Consider the following 18308-nt stretch of genomic DNA (forward strand, 5'->3'; position numbering starts at 1 on the left):
GAGACTATGCCCGACTTGGCGGCGATGGCGGCCTATGGCGCGCGGATCGCCGCGCGGCTCAGGGCCGGCGACGTGGTCGCGCTCGAAGGCGGGCTGGGGGCGGGCAAGACCACGCTGGCACGCGCGATTCTCGCCGCGCTGGGCCATGCGGGTGAGGTGCCGTCGCCAACCTTCACGATCATCGAAAGCTACGATTCGCCCTCGCTACGCCTGCCCGTGGTCCACGCCGATTTCTACCGGCTCAATGACCCTGCCGAACTCGCCGAGATCGGGCTCGACGATTATCGCGAGGGTGCGGTGCTGCTGGCCGAGTGGCCCGATCATGCGGGCGGGTTCGGGCATGAGCCGGGGTGCATAGCGATCACGCTCGAACCGCTGGGGGAAAGCGGGGAAGGCGGGCGGATGGCCATTGCCCGCGGCGGGGCGGATTGGGTAGGGCGGATGCCATGAGCGCGCTTCCCGAAGGTCTTGCCGAATTCACCGTCGCCGCCGGATGGGGCGATGCCAGCGTCCACCCGCTGCCCGGCGATGCCTCGTTCCGGCGCTATTTCCGGCTGCGGCGGGAGAGCGGCGAGGCCGCGATGCTGATGCACGCGCCGCCCCCGCACGAAGACCCCGCGCCCTTCCTCCAAGTTGCCCACTGGCTGAACGATCACGCGATGCGCGCCCCTGCGATTCTGGCCGAGGATGCGGCGCAGGGCTGGGTGCTGATCGAGGATTTCGGCGATGACCGGATGCGCGACTGGCTCGACCTGCACGCGACCGATGAACGCCCTGCCTATGAAGCAGCGGTCGAGACCTTGGCCACGCTCCACCGCCTGCCGCCGGGGCCTTTCGCTCCCTATGACATGGCGGTCTACCAGCGTGAAGCGGCGCTGCTGACCGAGTGGTATTGTCCGGCGCAGGGCCTCACCGTCGATGCCGAGGGCTATGCCGCCGCGTGGGAGGCAGTGCTCGCCCCGATGATCCCGCGCCAGTCCCCCGGAGTGACGGTGCTGCGCGATTACCATGCCGAGAACATCATGCTGCTCGGGCGAAGCCCGCGCGCGCCGCAGGGGCTGATCGACTTTCAAGACGCGCTGGTCGGGCACGCCGCCTATGACCTCGTCTCGCTGTTGCAGGACGCTCGGCGCGATGTGCCCGAGGCGCTGGAGGCGGCGATGCTCGATCACTACGGCGAGGCCGTAGGCGGGATCGACGCGGATTTCCGCGCCGACTACGCCCGGCTCGGCGCGCAGCGCAACGCCAAGATCGTGGGCATCTTCACCCGGCTGAACGCGCGCGACGGCAAGCCGCGCTATCTCGCCATGATCCCGCGCGTCTGGGCGGCGCTGGAGCGCGATCTGGCGCACCCCGCGCTTGCCCCCGTCGCGGCATGGTTCGACGCCAATATCCCCGCCGCGGTGCGCGCCGCCAACGGAGCCTTTGCCGAGTGAGCGTGCTCGCCTCCGACACCGCGATGATCCTTGCCGCGGGGCTGGGCAAGCGGATGCGGCCGCTCACCGCCAGTCAGCCCAAGCCGATGGTGCGGGTGGCGGGCAAGCCACTGATCGACCACGCACTGGATCGCCTCGCCGAGGCGGGCGTGGCGCGCGCGGTGGTCAATGTCCACTACCTCGCCGATGCGCTCGAGGCGCATGTGCTGGCGCGCAAGGTGCCGCAGGTCAGCGTCTCGGACGAACGCGCGCAGCTGCTTGAGACCGGCGGCGGGATGATGAAGGCGCTGCCGCAGCTGCCCGATCCCTTCTTCGCGCTCAACGCCGACAATATCTGGCTCGACGGGCCCAAGAGCGCGTTTTACGATCTGTCGCGCCGCTGGAAACCCGACGAGATGGACGCGCTGCTGCTGGTCGTCCCCCACGCGCGGGCGATGAATTTCAACGGGCCGGGGGACTTCCACATGGACCCGCTGGGCCGCCTTTCGCGCCGCCGCGCCGGGCGGATCGCGCCCTTCATCTACACCGGCATCCAGCTCGTGAGCCACCGCCTGCTGCGCGATGCGCCGGAGGGGCCGTTCGGCACCATGCTGCTGTGGGAGCGAGCCATCGCCGAGGGAAGGCTCTACGGCATCAGCTTCACCGGCCTGTGGTTTGAAGTCGGCACCCCGCAGATGATCCGCCCGACCGAGGAAGCGCTGACGGGTGGCTGAGCCGAGCACCCCCGGCCCGCTGGTCTATTCCATCGCCGCCCACCGCGGCTTTGCCGATGCGCTGGTCGCCGGGCTGGTGCCGCGTTACCGTGAGGAGCGCTTCGGCCTTGCCCGCCTCACCCTGTTGGTGCCCTCGACCCGCGCCGCGCGCACTTTGTCCGAAGCCTTCATCCGCCATGCCGGGGAGACGGGCGAGGGCGGGTTGCTGATGCCGCGCATGATCGCGGTGGGCGATCTCGATCTCGACGAGAAGCTCGGCGCGGCGCTCGATCCGCTGGGCGCAGGCGACATCCCGCCCGCCTGCGATCCGATGACGCGCTGGCTGACGCTCGACCGCCTGATCGCCGAGGCGCGCGCGGAGGAGGGGATGACGCCGCTGCCGGGCCGCGCACGGCTCAATCTGGCGCGCGAGATGGCGCAGACGATGGATCGGCTGCTGGTCGAGGAGAAGGATGTTGCCGATCTGTGGAAGAGCGAGGCCGTGCTCGATCAACTCGGCAACCTCGCCAGCCATTGGGAGCGGTCGATCCGGCTTTTCTCGCTAGTCTATGCACGCTGGCAGTTCGAGCTTTCCGGCAGGGGGCAGGTCGATGCCGCCACGCGCCGCAATCTGCTGTTCGACCGCGCGGCGAAGCGCTGGCGCGACACGCCGCCGCCGCATCCGGTGGTCGCGGTCGGAGTCACCAGCGCCGCGCCTGCGCTGGCGCGGCTGCTGCGGGTCATCGCGGGGCTGCCGCAGGGCGCGGTGGTGCTGCCCGATCTCGACCTCGCGATGGACGATGCCGCCTGGGCCGAGTTGGGGCTGGCGGGCGCCTCCGACACGCCCGGCGGTCCGGTGTTCGGCGCGGGCGATGCGCTCACCCATCCGCAATATCACCTGAAGCTGCTGTTGCACCGCATGGGCGTGAACCGCGCCGAGGTGCAGCCCTGGCACCGGCGCGGGGCGGCAGCAGCGGAGCCTGCACGGGCGCGGGCGATCTCCTCACTGTTCCTGCCCCCTGAGGCGAGCCGCGCGTGGATCGATCTCGGGCCCGAACGGCGCAGGCTTGCGGGCGTGCGGCTGATGGAGAGCGCGACCATCGAGGAGGAGGCGCAGGCCATCGCCCTGCTGGTGCGCGAGGCGCTGGAACAGCCGGAGAAGCGCATCGCCGTCATCTCCGCCGACCGCGGCCTTGCCCGCCGGGTGGCGCAGCATCTCGAGCGCTGGAACATCGTCGCCGACGATTCCGCCGGTCGCCCGCTGGCGCTGACCCCGGCGGGGCGATTGTTCGGTCTGCTCGCCGAAATTGCCGCCGATGGCCCCGCGCCCGCGAGCCTCATCGCCGCCTTTGCCCATCCGCTGGTGCGCGGCTGGGACGGAGGCGCACGCGCCGACTGGCTGCGGGGCCTGCGCGCCTTCGACCGGGCATTGCGCGGCCCCGACCCTGCGCCCGGCATGGCGAGCCTGCGCGCCGCTGCCGCCAAGGCCGAAGTCGCGCCGTGGTGGAACGAAGCCGAAACGCTGATTGCCCCGCTCGCCGATTGGCCCGCGCAGATCCCGCTCGCCGAAGCGCTCTCGCGCCTTGCCGACGCTGCCGAGGCCTTTGCCCGCAGCGCGATCTGGGAGCGTGACGATGGCCGCGCGCTCGGCATCATGGTGCAGGAGCTGCGCGATCAGGCGAGCGCTGCGGGAACGCTCGTGGAGACTGCCGACCTGGGCGGCGTGCTGCGCGACTGCATGGAGGCGATCGCGGTGCGCCCCGGCTATGGCGGGCACCCGCGCGTGGCGATCTACGGCTTGCTCGAAGCGCGCATGGCGCGGGCCGATCTGGTGATCTGCGGCGGCCTCAACGAAGGCAGCTGGCCGCAGCCGCCGGGGGCCGATGCGCTGCTCGCCCCCGCAATCCTGCGCGCGCTGGGAGTGCCGGGGGCGGAGTTCCGGATCGGGCTGGCGGCGCATGACCTTGCAGGCGCTCTCGGCGCGCCCGAGGTGGTGCTCTCTCGCGCGCGCCGCGATGCCGAAGGGCCGACCTTGCCCTCGCGCTTCCTGCTCCGGGTCGAGGCGTTGCTGGGTGACGATCTCGACAAGGAACACCGCGAGCGCGCGATCCCCGCGCTGCTCCCGCTGCTCGACCGTGTGCGCCCGCCTGCGCCCGAATATCCGCGCCCCGCGCCCGATCCCGCGCCGGACAAGCGCGACGTGCCGATCCGGGTGACCGCGCTCGACCGGCTGCTGGGCGATCCCTACCAGTTCTATGCACAGGCGATTCTCGACCTGAAGCGGCTCGATCCGCTCAGCGCCGATCCTTTCAGCGATCCGGCGCTGCGCGGCACGTTGGTGCACGATATTCTCGATTCGTGGAGTAAGGCTCGGGCGGCTCAACCGGGCCTCGCGCTCGCGCCCTTTGCGGCGGAGCACTTCGCCGCCGCGCGCGTCCACCCGCTGTTCCGCGCGCTGTGGCAGCCGCGCCTTATCGCCGCGCTCGAACGGTTCGAGCAATGGATCGCCGAGGACGCCGACAAGGGTGAGGTGGTGCTGGCAAGCGAGGTTGCGGGCGAAATGCGGGTCGATGGCGTGCGTGTGCTGGGCCGCGCCGACCGGATCGACCGTCTGGCTGACGGCTCTTTGCGGATCATCGACTACAAGACCGGGCGCGTGCCGTCCAAGGCCGAGGTCAAGGCTGGCTATGCTTTGCAGCTCGGGTTGCTCGGCCTGATTGCGCATGACGGCGGCTTCGCCAAGGAAAGCGTGCCCGCCGCCCCTGCCACCGCCTTTGAGTACTGGTCCTTCGGCAAGGAGGACGAGGGCTTCGGCAAGCGCATGAGCCCCATGAAATTGAGCGAGCGTCAGAGCGGCCTCACCCCCGATGAGTTCCTGCCGCATCACTCCGCCAAGCTGCACGAGGCGATTGCACGCTTCATCAAGGGGCGCGAGCCGTTCACCGCGCGGGCCAACCCCGATTACAAGGGCTACACCGATTACGATCAGCTGATGCGGCTCGAGGAGTGGATCGTGCGCCTTCACGACGCGGAGCAGGGCGCATGAGCGGCGGCGGCGGTCTGGTCTTCCCGCTGAAGGACAATCAGCTGGGCGCGGCTGATCCTGCGGACAATGTCTGGCTCTCGGCCTCGGCCGGGACGGGCAAGACGCAGGTGCTCTCCGCCCGCGTGCTCAGGTTGCTGCTGCGCGAGGATGTCGCGCCCTCGCAGATCCTGTGCCTCACCTTCACCAAGGCAGGCGCAGCGGAGATGGCCAACCGCATCAACGCCGTGCTGGCGCGCTGGGTGCGGCTGCCTGCGGGCCAGCTGGGCAAGGAACTGGGCTATCTCGGCGCGGATATCGACCCGGCCACGCAGGCCCGCGCACGCAGCCTGTTTGCGAGCGTGCTCGATTGCCCCGGCGGCGGTCTCCGGATCGACACGATCCATGCCTTCGCGCAATTCCTGATCGGCAATTTCCCCGAGGAAGCCGGGCTCAACCCCGGCACGCGGGTGATGGATGATCGCAGCCGCGAACTGCTCGCGCGCGAGGTGCTGACTGATCTGGTGGAAGAGGCCGAGCGCACGCATGACGTCCGGGTGCTGGACGGGCTCCACTTGTTTACAACCCGCAAGGATCCGGCGGCGCTCCACGGCTGGCTGATGCGCGCGGCGGAGGCGCAGGAGCTGTGGGAGGGCCCCGCCGGTTGGCAATCGCCGATGGCTGCGCGGGTCAGGCAGACGCTCGGGATGCCGTCGGATGCAGGGGAGGAGTGGGCTAGCCAGCCGCTCGATCCCGACCTCTTCCCTGACCATACGCTGCTGGCGATCCGCGATGCCTTGAGCGCTTGGAACAAGCCCGCAGGCAATGCAGCTATTGCTGGCATAGACCAATGGCTGCGGCTCGACCTTGCTAGTCGTCCCGGCGGAATCGGTTGCTTGGTTGGCACCGTAGTCAACGCCAAGCTTCTGCCTAACGGCAATTTGCGGCACGCTGCCAAATTCGACCCGGACTTCACCCGCCATCAGGAGGACATCGCCGAGGCCATCGCCGCCTATGAGGAACGCCGTGCGCTTGTCGCCACCGCCGAGGTCGTCACGAGCGCGCTCGAAATCGGGCGCGCCTTCGCGGTGCGCTGGGAGGCGCGCAAGGCCCGCGAAGGCCTGCTCGATTTCGCCGACCTGATCCGCAAGGCCGCCGCACTGCTGGGCCAGTCCGACGCTGCCGACTGGATCCGCTACAAGCTCGACCGGCACTTCGATCACATCCTGATCGACGAGGCGCAGGACACCAACCAGAGCCAGTGGGACATCGTCGAGGCGCTGATCGACGACTTCTTCAGCGGCGACGGTGCGCGCGGGGACAAGCTGCGCACGATCTTCACCGTGGGCGATTACAAGCAGGCGATCTTCGGCTTTCAGGGGACGAGCCCCGAGAACTTCGCGAAGGCCAAGGCGCGCATCCACGCCCGCATCAGCGCCGCGCAGCAGGGCATCCGCGCCGGGCGGTTCAACCGGCGGGAACCGGGCTGGCGCGATCTCGACCTCGGCAATTCCTTCCGCACCGCCGACGTCGTGCTGGGCTTCGTCAACCGCGTGATCGACACGCTGGGCTTCGCGGAATTCGGGCTCGACAAGGCCCCGCCGGAGCACAAGGGCACCGTGCGGCCCGGTCTGGTGACGCTCTGGCCCACGGTGGTGCCCGAAAAGGACGCGGACGAAGAGGAGGAGGAGGGCGAGGGCGAGCAGGGCTGGCTTCCCCGCCACGACACGCTGCTGGCCGAGCGGATCGCCGATCAGGTGTATCGCTGGGTCTACGGCCCCGATCCCTTCGTGCTCGCCAAGGGCACGCACCGCCACGCGCAAGCGGGCGACATCATGGTGCTGGTGCAGAAGCGCAAGGAGCTGGCCGCGCAGATCGTCGCCAAGCTCTATGCCCGCGGCGTGCCGGTGGCGGGGGTCGACCGGCTGAGGCTGGGCGCGCCGTTGGCGGTAAGGGACGTGCTGGCCGCGCTGAAGTTCACCGCGCAGCCGCTCGACGATCTGAGCCTCGCCAACCTGCTCGCCTCGCCGTTGGTGGGGTGGACGCAGGACGACCTGCTCGCCCATGTCCCGCGCCTGCCGAAGCAGCGGCTGTGGGAGCATCTCAGGCGCGATGACGCGCCAGCTTTCGTCGCGGCCACAGTGGAGCGGCTGAAGGATCTGCTCCGCCGCGCCGACTATCAGACTCCGCAGGCGCTGATCGCCTGGCTCCTGACCGGACCGTGGCAGGGCCGCGCGCGGCTGGTCGAGCGGTTGGGGGCCGAGGCGAACGACCCGCTCGACGAACTGGTCAACGCCGCCTTCGCCTACGAGGCCGAACACTGGCCCAGCCTTGCGGGCTTCATCGGCTGGTTCGAGGCCGGGACGGGCGACCTCAAGCGCGATTCGGACAGCGCCAGCGGGCAGGTGCGGGTGATGACGGTGCATGGCTCCAAGGGCTTGCAGGCCCCGATCGTGATCCTCGCCGATGCCGCCGGCGCGCCGGGCGGTGCGGGCGATCTGGCGCTGGAGGACACGCCTCTTGGCCACGACCGCGACCCCGCTTCGGCCCGCAAGCGCCTCGTCCCGCTGCCGCCGCTGAACAAGGACGAGGCGGTCGGCCCCATCGCCGAGGCTGCCGAGGCCAAGGCAGCCGCCGCGCTGCAGGAGCACTGGCGGCTGCTCTACGTCGCGATGACCCGCGCCGAGGAGGCGCTCTTCATCGGTGGGTCGCTCAACAAGATCGAAGCCAAGAAGCGCGAGCCCCATCCGGACAGCTGGTATGCCCGCCTCGCGCCGCTGTTCGCGGAGGCCGACGAGATCACCGACCCGGTATGGCTCTGGCGCAAGGAGTGGGGCGAGCGCGCCGGGCCGCTGGTGCCTGTTGACGGTGCGGGCTCCGCCGATGCTGCGCCGCCCGCGCTCCCCCGCTGGGCGACCAGCCCGATCGGCCCCGAACCGCGCCCGCCGCGCCCGCTCGCGCCTTCATCCGCAGGCGAGGATGCCGGAGCGCAGCCGCCGCTCCCGCCCGAGGCCACGCGCGATGCCGCCCGGCGCGGCAGCCTGATCCACGCCCTGCTCGAACGCCTGCCCGATGTGCCCGCTGCCGAGCGCGAAGCGGCGGCGCAAGGCTGGCTCGCGCGGCAGGCACCCGACCTTGCCGAGGCGGCACGCGACGAGATGCTTGCCGCCGCGCTTGCGGTGCTCGATCACCCCGATTTCGCCGCGTTGTTCTCCCCGCAGGCGCTCGCTGAGGTGCCGCTCGCGGCGACGGTGGACGGCGTCGTGGTAGCAGGCACCGCCGATCGGCTACTGATCGAGGACACCCGCATCACGGTCGTCGATTTCAAGACCACCCGCCGCCCTCCCGCCAGCGTCGCCGACATTCCCCGCGCCACGCTGCGCCAGATGGCGGCCTATGTCGCTGCGCTGGAGGCGATCTATCCGGGCCGCGCGGTGCGGGCAGGCGTGCTCTACACCCATGCGCCGCTGCTGTTCGACCTCGACCCCGCGACATTGGTAGCGCACAAGATCGCGTTGCAGACCGCGCAGCAATCCTTGCCCCTGCCGGATATTGAGTGAGCCGCGCGCGTCACTAGATTGCCATCAAGCCCGCCGCGCTTCTATGGTCGCGGGCAAAAGGAGATATGAAATGGCCACCGTCAACGTCACCGATGCCAGCTTCCAGAGCGATGTGCTCGACAGCGATACCCCCGTGCTGGTGGATTTCTGGGCGGAATGGTGCGGCCCCTGCAAGATGATCGCCCCCGCGCTGGAGGAGATCAGCGAGGAGCTGGCGGGCAAGGTCAAGATCGCCAAGATGGACATCATGGAAAACACCGACACCGCGACCCAGATCGGCGTGCAGTCGATCCCGCTGATGGTGCTCTACAAGAACGGCCAGCCGGTCGCGCAGAAGTTGGGCGCCGCGCCCAAGGGTGCGCTCAAGGCGTGGCTCGAAAGCGAACTGTGAGGCAGGCGTCGTCCCGGGCTTGACCCGGGATGACGTCAATCGAGCACCCGGCCTACGAATTCGTCCCAGATCGCAGGCGATGATGCGCCGATGAGGCCGGGCGCGTCGTGCTGGTCGACGCGGTAGTCGCTGCCATCGAGCCGCGCGGCCTTGCCGCCCGCTTCGTTGAGCCACAAGACGCCCGCCGCATGGTCCCATGCCAGCGTGCGCTTGAAGCTCGAAATGTCGTTCTCGCCCAGCGCGAGCCGCGGATATTGCTCGGCGGCGCAGCGCGGGATGTCGACCAGCGTGTAGTGGGGGGCGAGTTTTGCATCGACCATCGCCGATTGCTCGGGGGTGAGGAAGATGCGGCTGACCGCGGTGACCGGCGGCTGCTGGCCGGTGGTACGCGCGGCAATCCGCTGTCCATCGACGAAAGCCCCTTCGCCGCGCCGCGCGTGGCAGAAGCGGTCCTTGTTGGGGTCGTAGATCCACCCCGCCACCGCCTCGCCCGCGTCGGCCAGCGCGACGATGATGCCGAAGGGCTCCTTGCCTTCCGCGAAGTTCGCCGTGCCGTCGAGCGGGTCGATGATCCAGCACTGGCCCGAGAGATGATCGAGCACGGCCTTGTCGGCATGGACGGCCTCTTCGCCCACCACGGCAACGCCGGGGGCGAGCTTCGTCAGCGCTTCGGTGAGGAAGGCTTCGACCTCGCGGTCGACGATGGTGACGGGATCGTCCTTGCCCTTCATCTCGACCTCGTGCGCGGACAGCTGGCGGAAGCGCGGCAACATCGAGCGCTGCGCGGCAAAGCGCATCAGGTCGCGGATTTCGGCGTCGAGCGCGGAGAGTTCGCTCACGACCGATAATCCGCGTTGATCGCGATGTATCCGTGGGTGAGATCGCAGGTCCACACCGTTGCGCGGCCATCGCCAAGCCCGAGCTCCACCGCGACGTCGATTGCCTCGCCCTTGAGATGCGCGGCGACCGGGGCCTCGTCGTAATCCTCCACCGGCAAGCCGTCGCGCGCGGCCCAAACGCCGCCGAAGGCGATTGAGAGCTTGTCGCGGTCCGCCGGTTCCCCCGCCTTGCCCACGGCCATAACGACGCGGCCCCAATTGGCATCCTCGCCCGCAATCGCGGTCTTCACCAGCGGCGAGTTGGCGATGGCGAGGCCGACACGGCGCGCGCTGTCATCGCTGACTGCGCCTGAGACGCGGATGGTGATGAATTTCTGCGCGCCTTCTCCGTCGCGCACCACCAACTGCGCAAGATTGCGGCACACGTCGGAGAGCGCGGCGGCGAAGGCATCGGCGCCGGGGCTGTCCCAGTTTTCGATCGCCACATTGTCGGCCTTGCCGGTGGCGAAGACCATCACCGTGTCGCTGGTCGAGGTGTCGCCATCGACCGTGATGCAGCTGAAGGTAGCCGCATTGGCGCGATCGAGCGCCTCTTGCAGGAAGGCCGGGGCGACCGCGGCATCTGTAAAGATATAGCCGAGCATCGTCGCCATGTCGGGGGCGATCATGCCGCTGCCCTTGATGATCCCGGCGAGTTCGACGCGCGTCCCGCCGACCATCGCCGAGGCGCCCGCGCCCTTGGCGAAGGTGTCGGTGGTGCCGATGGCGTTGGTGGCATCCTCCCAGCCGCAGGGCTCGGCCTCCAGCGCGGCGGCGATCCCGGCCTGCGCCTTGTCCTTGGGCAGCGGCACGCCGATCACGCCGGTCGAGGAGACGAACACCTGTTCGCGCGGGCAGGCCAAAGCCTCGGACACCTGCGCCATGATAGCCTCGACCGCCTCACGCCCACGATACCCCGTAAAGGCGTTGGAGTTGCCCGCATTGACCACCAGCGCACGCGCGCGTCCCTGCGCGACATTGGCGCGGCCCAGTTCGACTTCGGACGACGCGCAGGCGCTTTTGGTGAAGACCCCCGCGACGCTCGTCCCCTCCGCCAGCTCGGCTAAGGTCAGGTCGCAGCGATCCCACGCCTTATAGCGCGCCCGCGCCACACGCAGCGTCACGCCGGCGATGGCAGGCAGATCGGGGAAGGGGCGGGCGAGGGGGGAGCGTGCGATATCCATGGGCCTCGCCCGTAATCGCCAATCGTAAGCGCTGCAATCGCCCGCTTTGTCGGTTTGCGCGACCGGCGACGGATGATAGAGACCCACTGCATGAATTTTCGCATCTTGCTCGCCGTTGCTGCCGGCGCCGCCTTCACCCTGCCGCTTGCCGCACAGGAGCCCCAGCCCTCCGTGCCAAGGGTTCAACTGCCGGTCGAGGTTCGCACGCTGCCTCCCGCCTTTCCGGCCTATCGGGACACAAGCGAGCCGCGTCCGGACGGGTCCTGGTCTGGCTGGGTGACCAATGCCGATTACCCGATTGAGTCGTGGCAAAAGGGCGAGGCGGGCACCGTGGAATACACGCTGGCGGTTGATGCGGAAGGCAAGCCGACCGATTGCAAGATCACCGCCAGCACCGTCTCCCCGACGCTGGAGGCCGAAACCTGCCGACTGCTGCTGGAGCGCGCGCGGTTCAAGCCCGCGCAGAAGCCCGACGGCACGCCCATTCCGGGCACCTATTCAGCAGAGGCCGACTGGCACCGCGACCAGCCCGAATTCGCCGAGCCTTTCGCGTTCAAAGTCGCCTTCACCGTCGACGAGCGCGGGCAGATCGGCGATTGCAGGGTGCTGGAGACTTCCGGCACGCTTCCCGACGACATGCAAAGGTCGCTTGATCGCCGCCCCTGTCCGGGCAGCACGCGAGGGCGGGGCGTGCCTTACCGGGATGCCGAGGGGCGCCCCGTGGCGCGCGAGGTGACGATGACCGTCTCGGCCGATGTCACCCCTGTTTCCACCGCGCAGGCGGAGGATTAAGCTTCCGCACAGCTTGTCGCACTATGCTGGTGGACGAACGCAAGCGGAATCCCTATCTAGCACGCACTATGACCCGGCGCTTTCTTGCTTTTCTGGCCCTCATCACGGGCCTTGTCGCCCTTGGCGGCCCGGCGAACGCGTCGCTGGTTGAAGCGCTGGCGTGCGGAACCAGCATTGCGGCGGCTGCCGGGGACGAGACGCAGGGCGCGGAGCATGTCGCTGTGCAGCCCGTGCCTGCTACGGTGCATGAAAGCCGCGAGGTCGAAGCGCCCGAAAGCCGCCCGGCCACGCCGGACTCGCTGCGCCTGCCGGTCTTGATGGGGATCGAACGCGCCTACGAATAGGCGCGCGTATCGATTCTCACCCGTGCTTTTCGGCGCGCCGAGCCTGTCTGGCCGCGCGCGTCTCTCCCCAATTTGGTGTCAGGCCCGTAAGCGGGCCGTCATGCCCAGCAAAGGTTTGATTTGCCATGTTCAACACTATCGCCAAGTCGCTGTTCGGATCGGCCAACGACCGCTACATCAAGGCCGCGCGTAAGATCGTCGCCGAGGTCAACGCGCTCGAGCCGCAGATCCAGCCGCTCTCCGACGAGGAGCTGCAAGGCCAGACCGCCAAGCTGCGCGCCCTGATCGACAAGGGCGCGACCCTCGATGAAATCCTGCCCGAAGCCTTCGCCACCGTGCGCGAAGCCTCGGTCCGCGTGTTCGGGATGCGGCACTTCGACGTGCAGCTGATCGGCGGCCTCGTGCTCCACCGCGGCGAGATCGCCGAAATGCGCACCGGCGAGGGCAAGACCCTGATGGCGACGCTTGCGGTCTATCTCAACGCGCTGGAAGGCAAGGGCGTCCACGTCGTCACCGTCAACGATTACCTTGCCCGGCGCGACGCAGCGGAGATGGGGCGGCTGTATAACTGGCTCGGCCTGACGGTGGGCGTGATCGTCCCCAATATGCCCGAAGAGTTCAAGCGCGATGCCTACAACGCCGACATCACCTACGGCACGAACAATGAATTCGGCTTCGATTACCTGCGCGACAACATGAAGCACGAACGCTCGCAGATGGCGCAGCGGCCCTTCAACTTCGCGATTGTCGACGAGGTGGACTCGATCCTGATCGACGAGGCGCGCACCCCGCTGATCATCTCCGGCCCGACCGAGGACAAGAGCGAGCTTTACGTCCAGCTCGATCAGGTCGCGCGCGAAATCCCGCGCGACTGGCTCGACATCGACGAGAAGACCAAGCGCGTCCAGCTGACCGAAGAGGGCCTCGACGAGGTCGAGCGCATCCTCGCCGAAAAGGAGCTGCTGGCGACCGACAACCTCTACGATGTCGAGAACACGCAGGTCGTCCATCACCTCGATCAGGCGCTGGCTGCCAACTTCACGCGCAAGCGCGACACCGATTACATCGTCAAGGACGGCAAGGTCATCATCATCGATGAATTCACCGGCCGCATGATGGATGGCCGCCGCTGGTCGAACGGGTTGCACCAGGCGGTCGAGGCCAAGGAGGGCGTTCGGATCGAGCCCGAGAACCAGACGCTCGCCTCGATCACCTTCCAGAACTATTTTCGCATGTATCCCAAGCTGTCCGGCATGACCGGCACCGCCGCGACCGAAGCGGCGGAATTCTGGGACATCTACAAGGTCGGCGTGGTCGAGATCCCGACCAACCTGCCCGTCGCGCGCATCGACGAGGAAGACGAGTTCTACAAGAACACCGCCGACAAATTTCAGGCCATCGCCCGTGCGATCAAGGACAAGCAGGCGATCGGCCAGCCGGTGCTGGTCGGCACGGTCTCGATCGAGAAGAGCGAGCTGCTGAGCGAATATCTCGACAAGGAAGGCGTGAAGCACGCGGTGCTCAACGCCCGCTTCCACGAACAGGAAGCCCGCATCGTTGCGCAGGCCGGGCGCTACGGCGCGGTGACCATCGCCACCAACATGGCGGGCCGCGGAACCGACATCCAGCTGGGCGGCAATGTCGAATACCGCATCGCCGACGAGCTAGACGACATGCCCGAAGGCCCCGAGCGCGATGCCGCCATCGCCCGGATCAAGGCCGAAGTCGCCGAGGAAAAAGAGCGCGTGAAGCAGGCGGGCGGCCTGTTCGTGCTCGGCACCGAACGCCACGAATCGCGGCGCATTGACAACCAGCTGCGCGGCCGCTCGGGCCGTCAGGGCGACCCCGGCCTGTCGCGCTTCTACCTGTGTCTGGAAGACGATCTGCTGCGCATCTTCGGCCCCGACACGCTGTTCTCCAAGATGATGAATTCAAACCTCGCCGATGGCGAGGCGATCGGCTCGAAGTGGCTCTCCAAGGCAATCGAGACCGCGCAGAAGAAGGTCGAGGCGCGCAATTACGACATGCGCAAGCAGGTCGTGCAATACGATGACGTGATGAACGACCAGCGCAAGGTGGTCTACGAACAGCGCGCGGAGATCATGGATTCCGAGGCTGTCGATGACGTCGTGGTCGACATGCGCCACGACACGATCAACACCATCGTCGGCGCGGCGTGCCCTCCGGGCTCCTATCCCGAGCAATGGGACATTACCGGATTGAAGGCGCGCTGCGAGGATCTGTTCGGCTTCCAGCCGCCGATCGACGACTGGCTCTCTGAGGACGAGGTCGAACCTGAGCTGCTCGAGGAAAAGCTGCGCGCGCTGACCGACGAGATGATGAATGCCAAGATGAGCGAGACGGACGCCTCGATCTGGCGCATGGTCGAAAAGGACGTGCTGCTGCGCCAGCTCGACCACCACTGGAAGGAACACCTCGCCACGCTGGATGCGCTGCGGCAGGTGATCTGGATGCGCGGCATCGCCCAGAAGCAGCCGATCAACGAATACAAGCAGGAGGCCTTCGCGCTGTTCGAGACGATGCTCGATACGCTGCGCGAGGAAGTCACCAAGTTCCTGGTTCGCGCGGAGCTCAGGATCGAGCAGCCGCCGGTGGAGGCGCTGCCCGAATTGCCCGATTTCCTTACTGGCCACATCGACCCGCTGACGGGCCTCGACAATTCGGCCGATGGCGACGGGTCGGAGCTTCGCCCCGAACTGTTCGGCTCGCTCGCCGGTAGTCCGCGCGCCGCGAGCGGGCCGGGCGGGGCGAACACCGACAACCCCTACGCCAATCTCGACATCAGCCGCAACGCGCAGTGTCCGTGCGGCAGCGGCAACAAGTACAAGCATTGCCACGGCGCCATCGCGGGCTCGCGCGCGGTCGTCTGACGCAAGCGCCGGGGGGCTAGGCGGCGATGATGATCGGGGCGGTGCCGGTGCTGCTCGCACTCGCCTTCGGGGTGACGGCGCTGCTCTACGCCAGTGTCGGCTTCGGCGGCGGGTCGACTTATTCGGCGCTGCTGGCGCTGTCAGGGCTCGACTATCGCCTGCTGCCGCTGGTCAGCCTCGCCTGCAATATCGTGGTGGTGACGGGCGGGAGCATCCGCTTCGCCCGCGCCGGCGTGACCCCGTGGCGGAAGGCGCTGCTGATCGTGGCGCTGGGCGCTCCGGCGAGCTTTGCCGGGGGGCTCACGCCGATCAGGGAGGCGACCTTCCTCACGCTACTGGGCGCAAGCCTGGTGCTGACGGCGCTGACCATGCTGATCCCGGTGCGCGAAACAGCCGACGGCACGCCGACGCGCGCGGCCCGCTGGATGCCGCTCGCCGCCGTACCGCTGGGCTATTTTGCCGGGCTGGTGGGGATCGGCGGGGGGATCTTCCTCGCGCCGCTGCTGCATCTCGCCCGCTGGCACGAGCCGCGCGGGATTGCGGCGACGGCGAGCCTGTTCATCCTCGTCAACTCGCTGTTCGGCCTCGCCGGGCAGATGCTCAAGAACGGCCCCGACCTGTTCGGCGCAGCGATAGGCGCGGCGCTGCCGCTGCTGGTCGCCGTAGTGATCGGCGGGCAGGTGGGGAGCCTGATGGCCGCGCGCCTGCTGCCGCCCCAATGGATCCGCTGGCTGACTGCGCTGCTGGTGCTGGTGGTGGGTGTGCGCCTGCTCGCCGGGGTTTGAGGCCTCAACCGCGCGCGCGGCGGATCATCAGCGCGGCAAACAGCGTCGCGACGAAGGCGGCATAGGCCAGCAGCAGATTGGGAAGCAGCAGTGTCACCCCGGTGAACAGCATCGTGTCGTTCCCGCCCGGCACCAGCGTCGCGCCTGCGCCCATCAGCAGACCGCCGCTTGTCGCGCGGGCCCAATCGCTCCGGGAACCCTTGCGCAGCCGAAACATCCCGCCGGTTATCGCCGCAATCGTCATCCCTGCAAGCAGCACCAGCGGTCCGGCCCAGACTGCCAGCGTCAGCGCGCTTCTGCCATAGGCGAGATCGGCGATGCGACTGGTGTAAACCCAGTTGCGGTCCGCCGCGAACAGCAGGCCCGAGGCGCCGCCGATCAGCCCCATCGCGATCAGCGGCGACCATCCGCCGCGCGGGCTTCGCCAGCCGATCCGGCGATGGATGTAGCCGGTCGCCAGCACGGCCAGCATCCCGCCCACCGCCAGCGCCACCCCGGCATGGCCCACCAGTGGCGAGGGTGCGATTGCGCGCGGCGGCAGCATCAGCGCGGCGCTCGACATCTCCGGCCCGAGCAGCAGCGCCGCCGCGAACATCGCCGCGATCGTCGCCATGCGCGACAGGTCGCCTGCGGTCAGCGCGGCCAGCGTGCCCATTGCGCAGTAGCCGCTCAGCAGCGATCCCAGCCCGAACAGCACACCGCCCGCCACCGCGATGGCGTCGGGCGCAGTGCCGGGGATCATTGCGAAGGGCCGCGCGCCGCCGAGCCCGGCCAGCGCCATCACCACCATCGCCATCGCCGCCGCCAGCGTGAAGCCCGCAAGCCGGTGGACCCGCCGCCGCTCGATCACTTCACGCACCGCGCGCAGCATGCACACGCCGCTGCGCTGGCTGGAATAGCCGATCAAGAAGAGCAGGGCGGTGGTTGAGAGCGGCAGCACGCTGCGAAGGATTAACGGGTGCGAGGCGCGATGCAATGCGCGCTGCCGCTAGTGGCGGCGATTGTCTGAAAGGTCAGGAAAATGGCTCCCCGAGTAGAATCAAAATGCGCATCCAGTGGCAGCCAGAGACAACCGCAAATCTCAAAGAAATAGAAAGGGATAATCACGACCCTTGTTCGCTATTGGCCACTGCCAATCGCTCACAATCGCCCTAAAGTGTGGGGAAGAAAGTGGGGAAAGATATGGGCAAGCTGACGGTCGCCAAGGTGAGAAACGCAAAGCCGGGTATGCCAAAGGTAACGCGGCGGGCCGATCTGCGCTGCTGTTCGCTGTCCTGACAGCGGCCCGCTCTGGTGAGGCGCGGCAAGCGACTTGGGAACAGATTGATCTGGAGGCCCGCACTTGGACCCTGCCATCCGAACTGATGAAAATGAAACGCCCCCATGTCGTTACCCTGTCCGATGCGGCGGTGGCGCTGCTGGAAGCCTACACCCCCGAGGATATGCGCGAGGGCCTGATTTTCCGAGGCCTGCGAGGCAAGCCGCTTACCGACATGGCGCTTTCGCAAACTATGCGCAGCGCGGGCCGGACAGAAACCGTGCACGGCTTCCGTTCTTCTTTCAGGGATTGGGCAGCCGAGAAAATGCCGACCATCCCCGCGATGGTGGCGGAAATGGCGCTGGCGCACAAAGTCGGCACGGCGACCGAACAGGCCTATCTGCGCAGCGATCTGCGCGACATGCGCCGCGCCCTGATGGAGGCATGGGGTCGCCACGTTGCCCCCTAGCTGTCTGGCGTGGCGGACAACGTGACCGTGATTGGCAAGGCTGCTACAGCTTGACATAATTTCTGAAGACGAATGGAAGCGGTCACCTTGGTAGGAGAAAGGGTATTGCGTCAGCTAGGCTTAGTGCTTGGATGCATATTGTGCCTGACGGGCTGCTCCAGTTCTGTTGCTCCTTACTACTTGGATTGCAGTATCAGCCAAATCGGTCGCCACCAAGATGGGAGCCTAATTGAAAAGGAATTTTCCGAGAAATTCTTCATTGATGAAGACGGTCTCGTTTCGCGATCTGAAAATGGTTTCAATTGGACCAAATGTCTTGGTGATTGCTCATCGAAGCTTAGTGAGGATTATTTGAAGATAAATACAAGTTATACATATGAATCTCTTGGTAACCTCGTTCAAAGCGATAGTAGTATAAGAATTAATTTGGACAAACTGTCGCTTTCTGGTTCGGCTTCGATCGACTTCATTGAGGCTGAGGGCAATAGCTTGGTTTACCGAGGAACTCTTTCTGGGGCTTGCACGCGCAAACTCGCGTCTCCCGGAAAAAATCATCCAACATGATTCTCGGGAGCAACCCGACCCTTTAAGCTATGGGGTCTGCGA

At 67.5% G+C, this 18308-nt stretch carries 15 protein-coding genes; 12 read left to right on the forward strand and 3 right to left on the reverse strand.

Translation table 11 applies throughout. From position 1 onward, the window contains the following. The first annotated feature begins 6 nt into the window (after positions 1-6). The 6 genes from tsaE (at position 7) to trxA (ending at position 9101) form a co-directional block, all read left to right on the forward strand. Positions 7-450 carry a tRNA (adenosine(37)-N6)-threonylcarbamoyltransferase complex ATPase subunit type 1 TsaE gene (gene tsaE / locus BZF59_RS11400; RefSeq protein WP_245806126.1) on the forward strand — a complete coding sequence of 148 codons (444 nt, stop codon included), beginning with the start codon at positions 7-9 and terminating at the stop codon, positions 448-450. Then, positions 447-1436, forward strand: coding sequence for an aminoglycoside phosphotransferase family protein (locus BZF59_RS11405; RefSeq protein WP_086608347.1), 990 nt, complete (start codon positions 447-449; stop codon positions 1434-1436). Before tsaE ends, BZF59_RS11405 begins: the two co-directional genes overlap by 4 nt. Continuing rightward, positions 1433-2149, forward strand: coding sequence for a nucleotidyltransferase family protein (locus BZF59_RS11410; RefSeq protein WP_245806127.1), 717 nt, complete (start codon positions 1433-1435; stop codon positions 2147-2149). The genes BZF59_RS11405 and BZF59_RS11410 overlap by 4 nt, the downstream gene beginning before the upstream one ends. Further along, positions 2142-5174 (forward strand): double-strand break repair protein AddB, encoded by a 3033-nt coding sequence (gene addB / locus BZF59_RS11415; RefSeq protein ID WP_086608348.1) that lies wholly within the window; start codon positions 2142-2144, stop codon positions 5172-5174. Before BZF59_RS11410 ends, addB begins: the two co-directional genes overlap by 8 nt. Continuing rightward, complete coding sequence (gene addA, locus BZF59_RS11420) at positions 5171-8710, forward strand: double-strand break repair helicase AddA (RefSeq protein WP_086608349.1); 3540 nt, start codon at positions 5171-5173, stop codon at positions 8708-8710. Before addB ends, addA begins: the two co-directional genes overlap by 4 nt. A 70-nt stretch (positions 8711-8780) precedes the next feature. Continuing rightward, positions 8781-9101, forward strand: a complete 321-nt coding sequence (gene trxA, locus BZF59_RS11425; RefSeq protein WP_086608445.1) for a thioredoxin — start codon at positions 8781-8783, stop codon at positions 9099-9101. Positions 9102-9136: 35 nt separating this feature from the next. Here the strand turns inward: trxA and BZF59_RS11430 are convergent, their stop codons facing one another. Together BZF59_RS11430 and argJ are read right to left on the reverse strand one after the other, a co-directional pair. Next, entirely contained in the window at positions 9137-9898 is a 762-nt protein-coding gene (locus tag BZF59_RS11430) for an inositol monophosphatase family protein (RefSeq protein WP_086608446.1), read from the reverse strand. A gap of 38 nt (positions 9899-9936) precedes the next feature. Further along, a complete protein-coding gene (gene argJ, locus BZF59_RS11435; protein ID WP_086608350.1) occupies positions 9937-11163 on the reverse strand; it encodes a bifunctional glutamate N-acetyltransferase/amino-acid acetyltransferase ArgJ in 1227 nt (408 codons plus the stop codon). A 90-nt stretch (positions 11164-11253) separates the two neighbouring features. Between argJ and BZF59_RS11440 the strand changes: the two genes are divergently transcribed. From BZF59_RS11440 to BZF59_RS11455, 4 genes are all read left to right on the forward strand, one after another. After that, positions 11254-11955, forward strand: a complete 702-nt coding sequence (locus BZF59_RS11440; RefSeq protein ID WP_158094303.1) for a TonB family protein — start codon at positions 11254-11256, stop codon at positions 11953-11955. Positions 11956-12023: 68 nt separating this feature from the next. Further along, the gene (locus BZF59_RS11445) at positions 12024-12299 is read left to right on the forward strand and encodes a hypothetical protein (RefSeq protein WP_143738152.1); all 276 of its coding nucleotides are present in this window, start codon (positions 12024-12026) and stop codon (positions 12297-12299) included. Positions 12300-12424: 125 nt separating this feature from the next. Continuing rightward, positions 12425-15190, forward strand: coding sequence for a preprotein translocase subunit SecA (gene secA, locus BZF59_RS11450; protein WP_086608353.1), 2766 nt, complete (start codon positions 12425-12427; stop codon positions 15188-15190). A 29-nt stretch (positions 15191-15219) separates the two neighbouring features. Continuing rightward, positions 15220-15975: a sulfite exporter TauE/SafE family protein gene (locus BZF59_RS11455; RefSeq protein ID WP_086608447.1), complete on the forward strand. Its 756-nt coding sequence runs from the start codon at positions 15220-15222 to the stop codon at positions 15973-15975. Positions 15976-15979: 4 nt separating this feature from the next. Here the strand turns inward: BZF59_RS11455 and BZF59_RS11460 are convergent, their stop codons facing one another. Continuing rightward, positions 15980-16915 (reverse strand): YeeE/YedE thiosulfate transporter family protein, encoded by a 936-nt coding sequence (locus BZF59_RS11460; protein ID WP_086608354.1) that lies wholly within the window; start codon positions 16913-16915, stop codon positions 15980-15982. 172 nt (positions 16916-17087) lie between these two features. Here BZF59_RS11460 and BZF59_RS11465 point away from each other — a divergent pair, with 172 nt between their 5' ends. Further along, positions 17088-17702: a tyrosine-type recombinase/integrase gene (locus BZF59_RS11465; protein WP_086608355.1), complete on the forward strand. Its 615-nt coding sequence runs from the start codon at positions 17088-17090 to the stop codon at positions 17700-17702. A 72-nt stretch (positions 17703-17774) separates the two neighbouring features. After that, on the forward strand, positions 17775-18266 hold the full coding sequence (locus BZF59_RS16075; protein ID WP_143738153.1) for a hypothetical protein: 492 nt from the start codon (positions 17775-17777) through the stop codon (positions 18264-18266). The last annotated feature ends 42 nt before the right edge of the window (positions 18267-18308 follow it).

This window comes from Erythrobacter donghaensis (assembly GCF_002155425.1).
GTDB classification, from domain to species: Bacteria; Pseudomonadota; Alphaproteobacteria; order Sphingomonadales; family Sphingomonadaceae; genus Erythrobacter; species Erythrobacter donghaensis.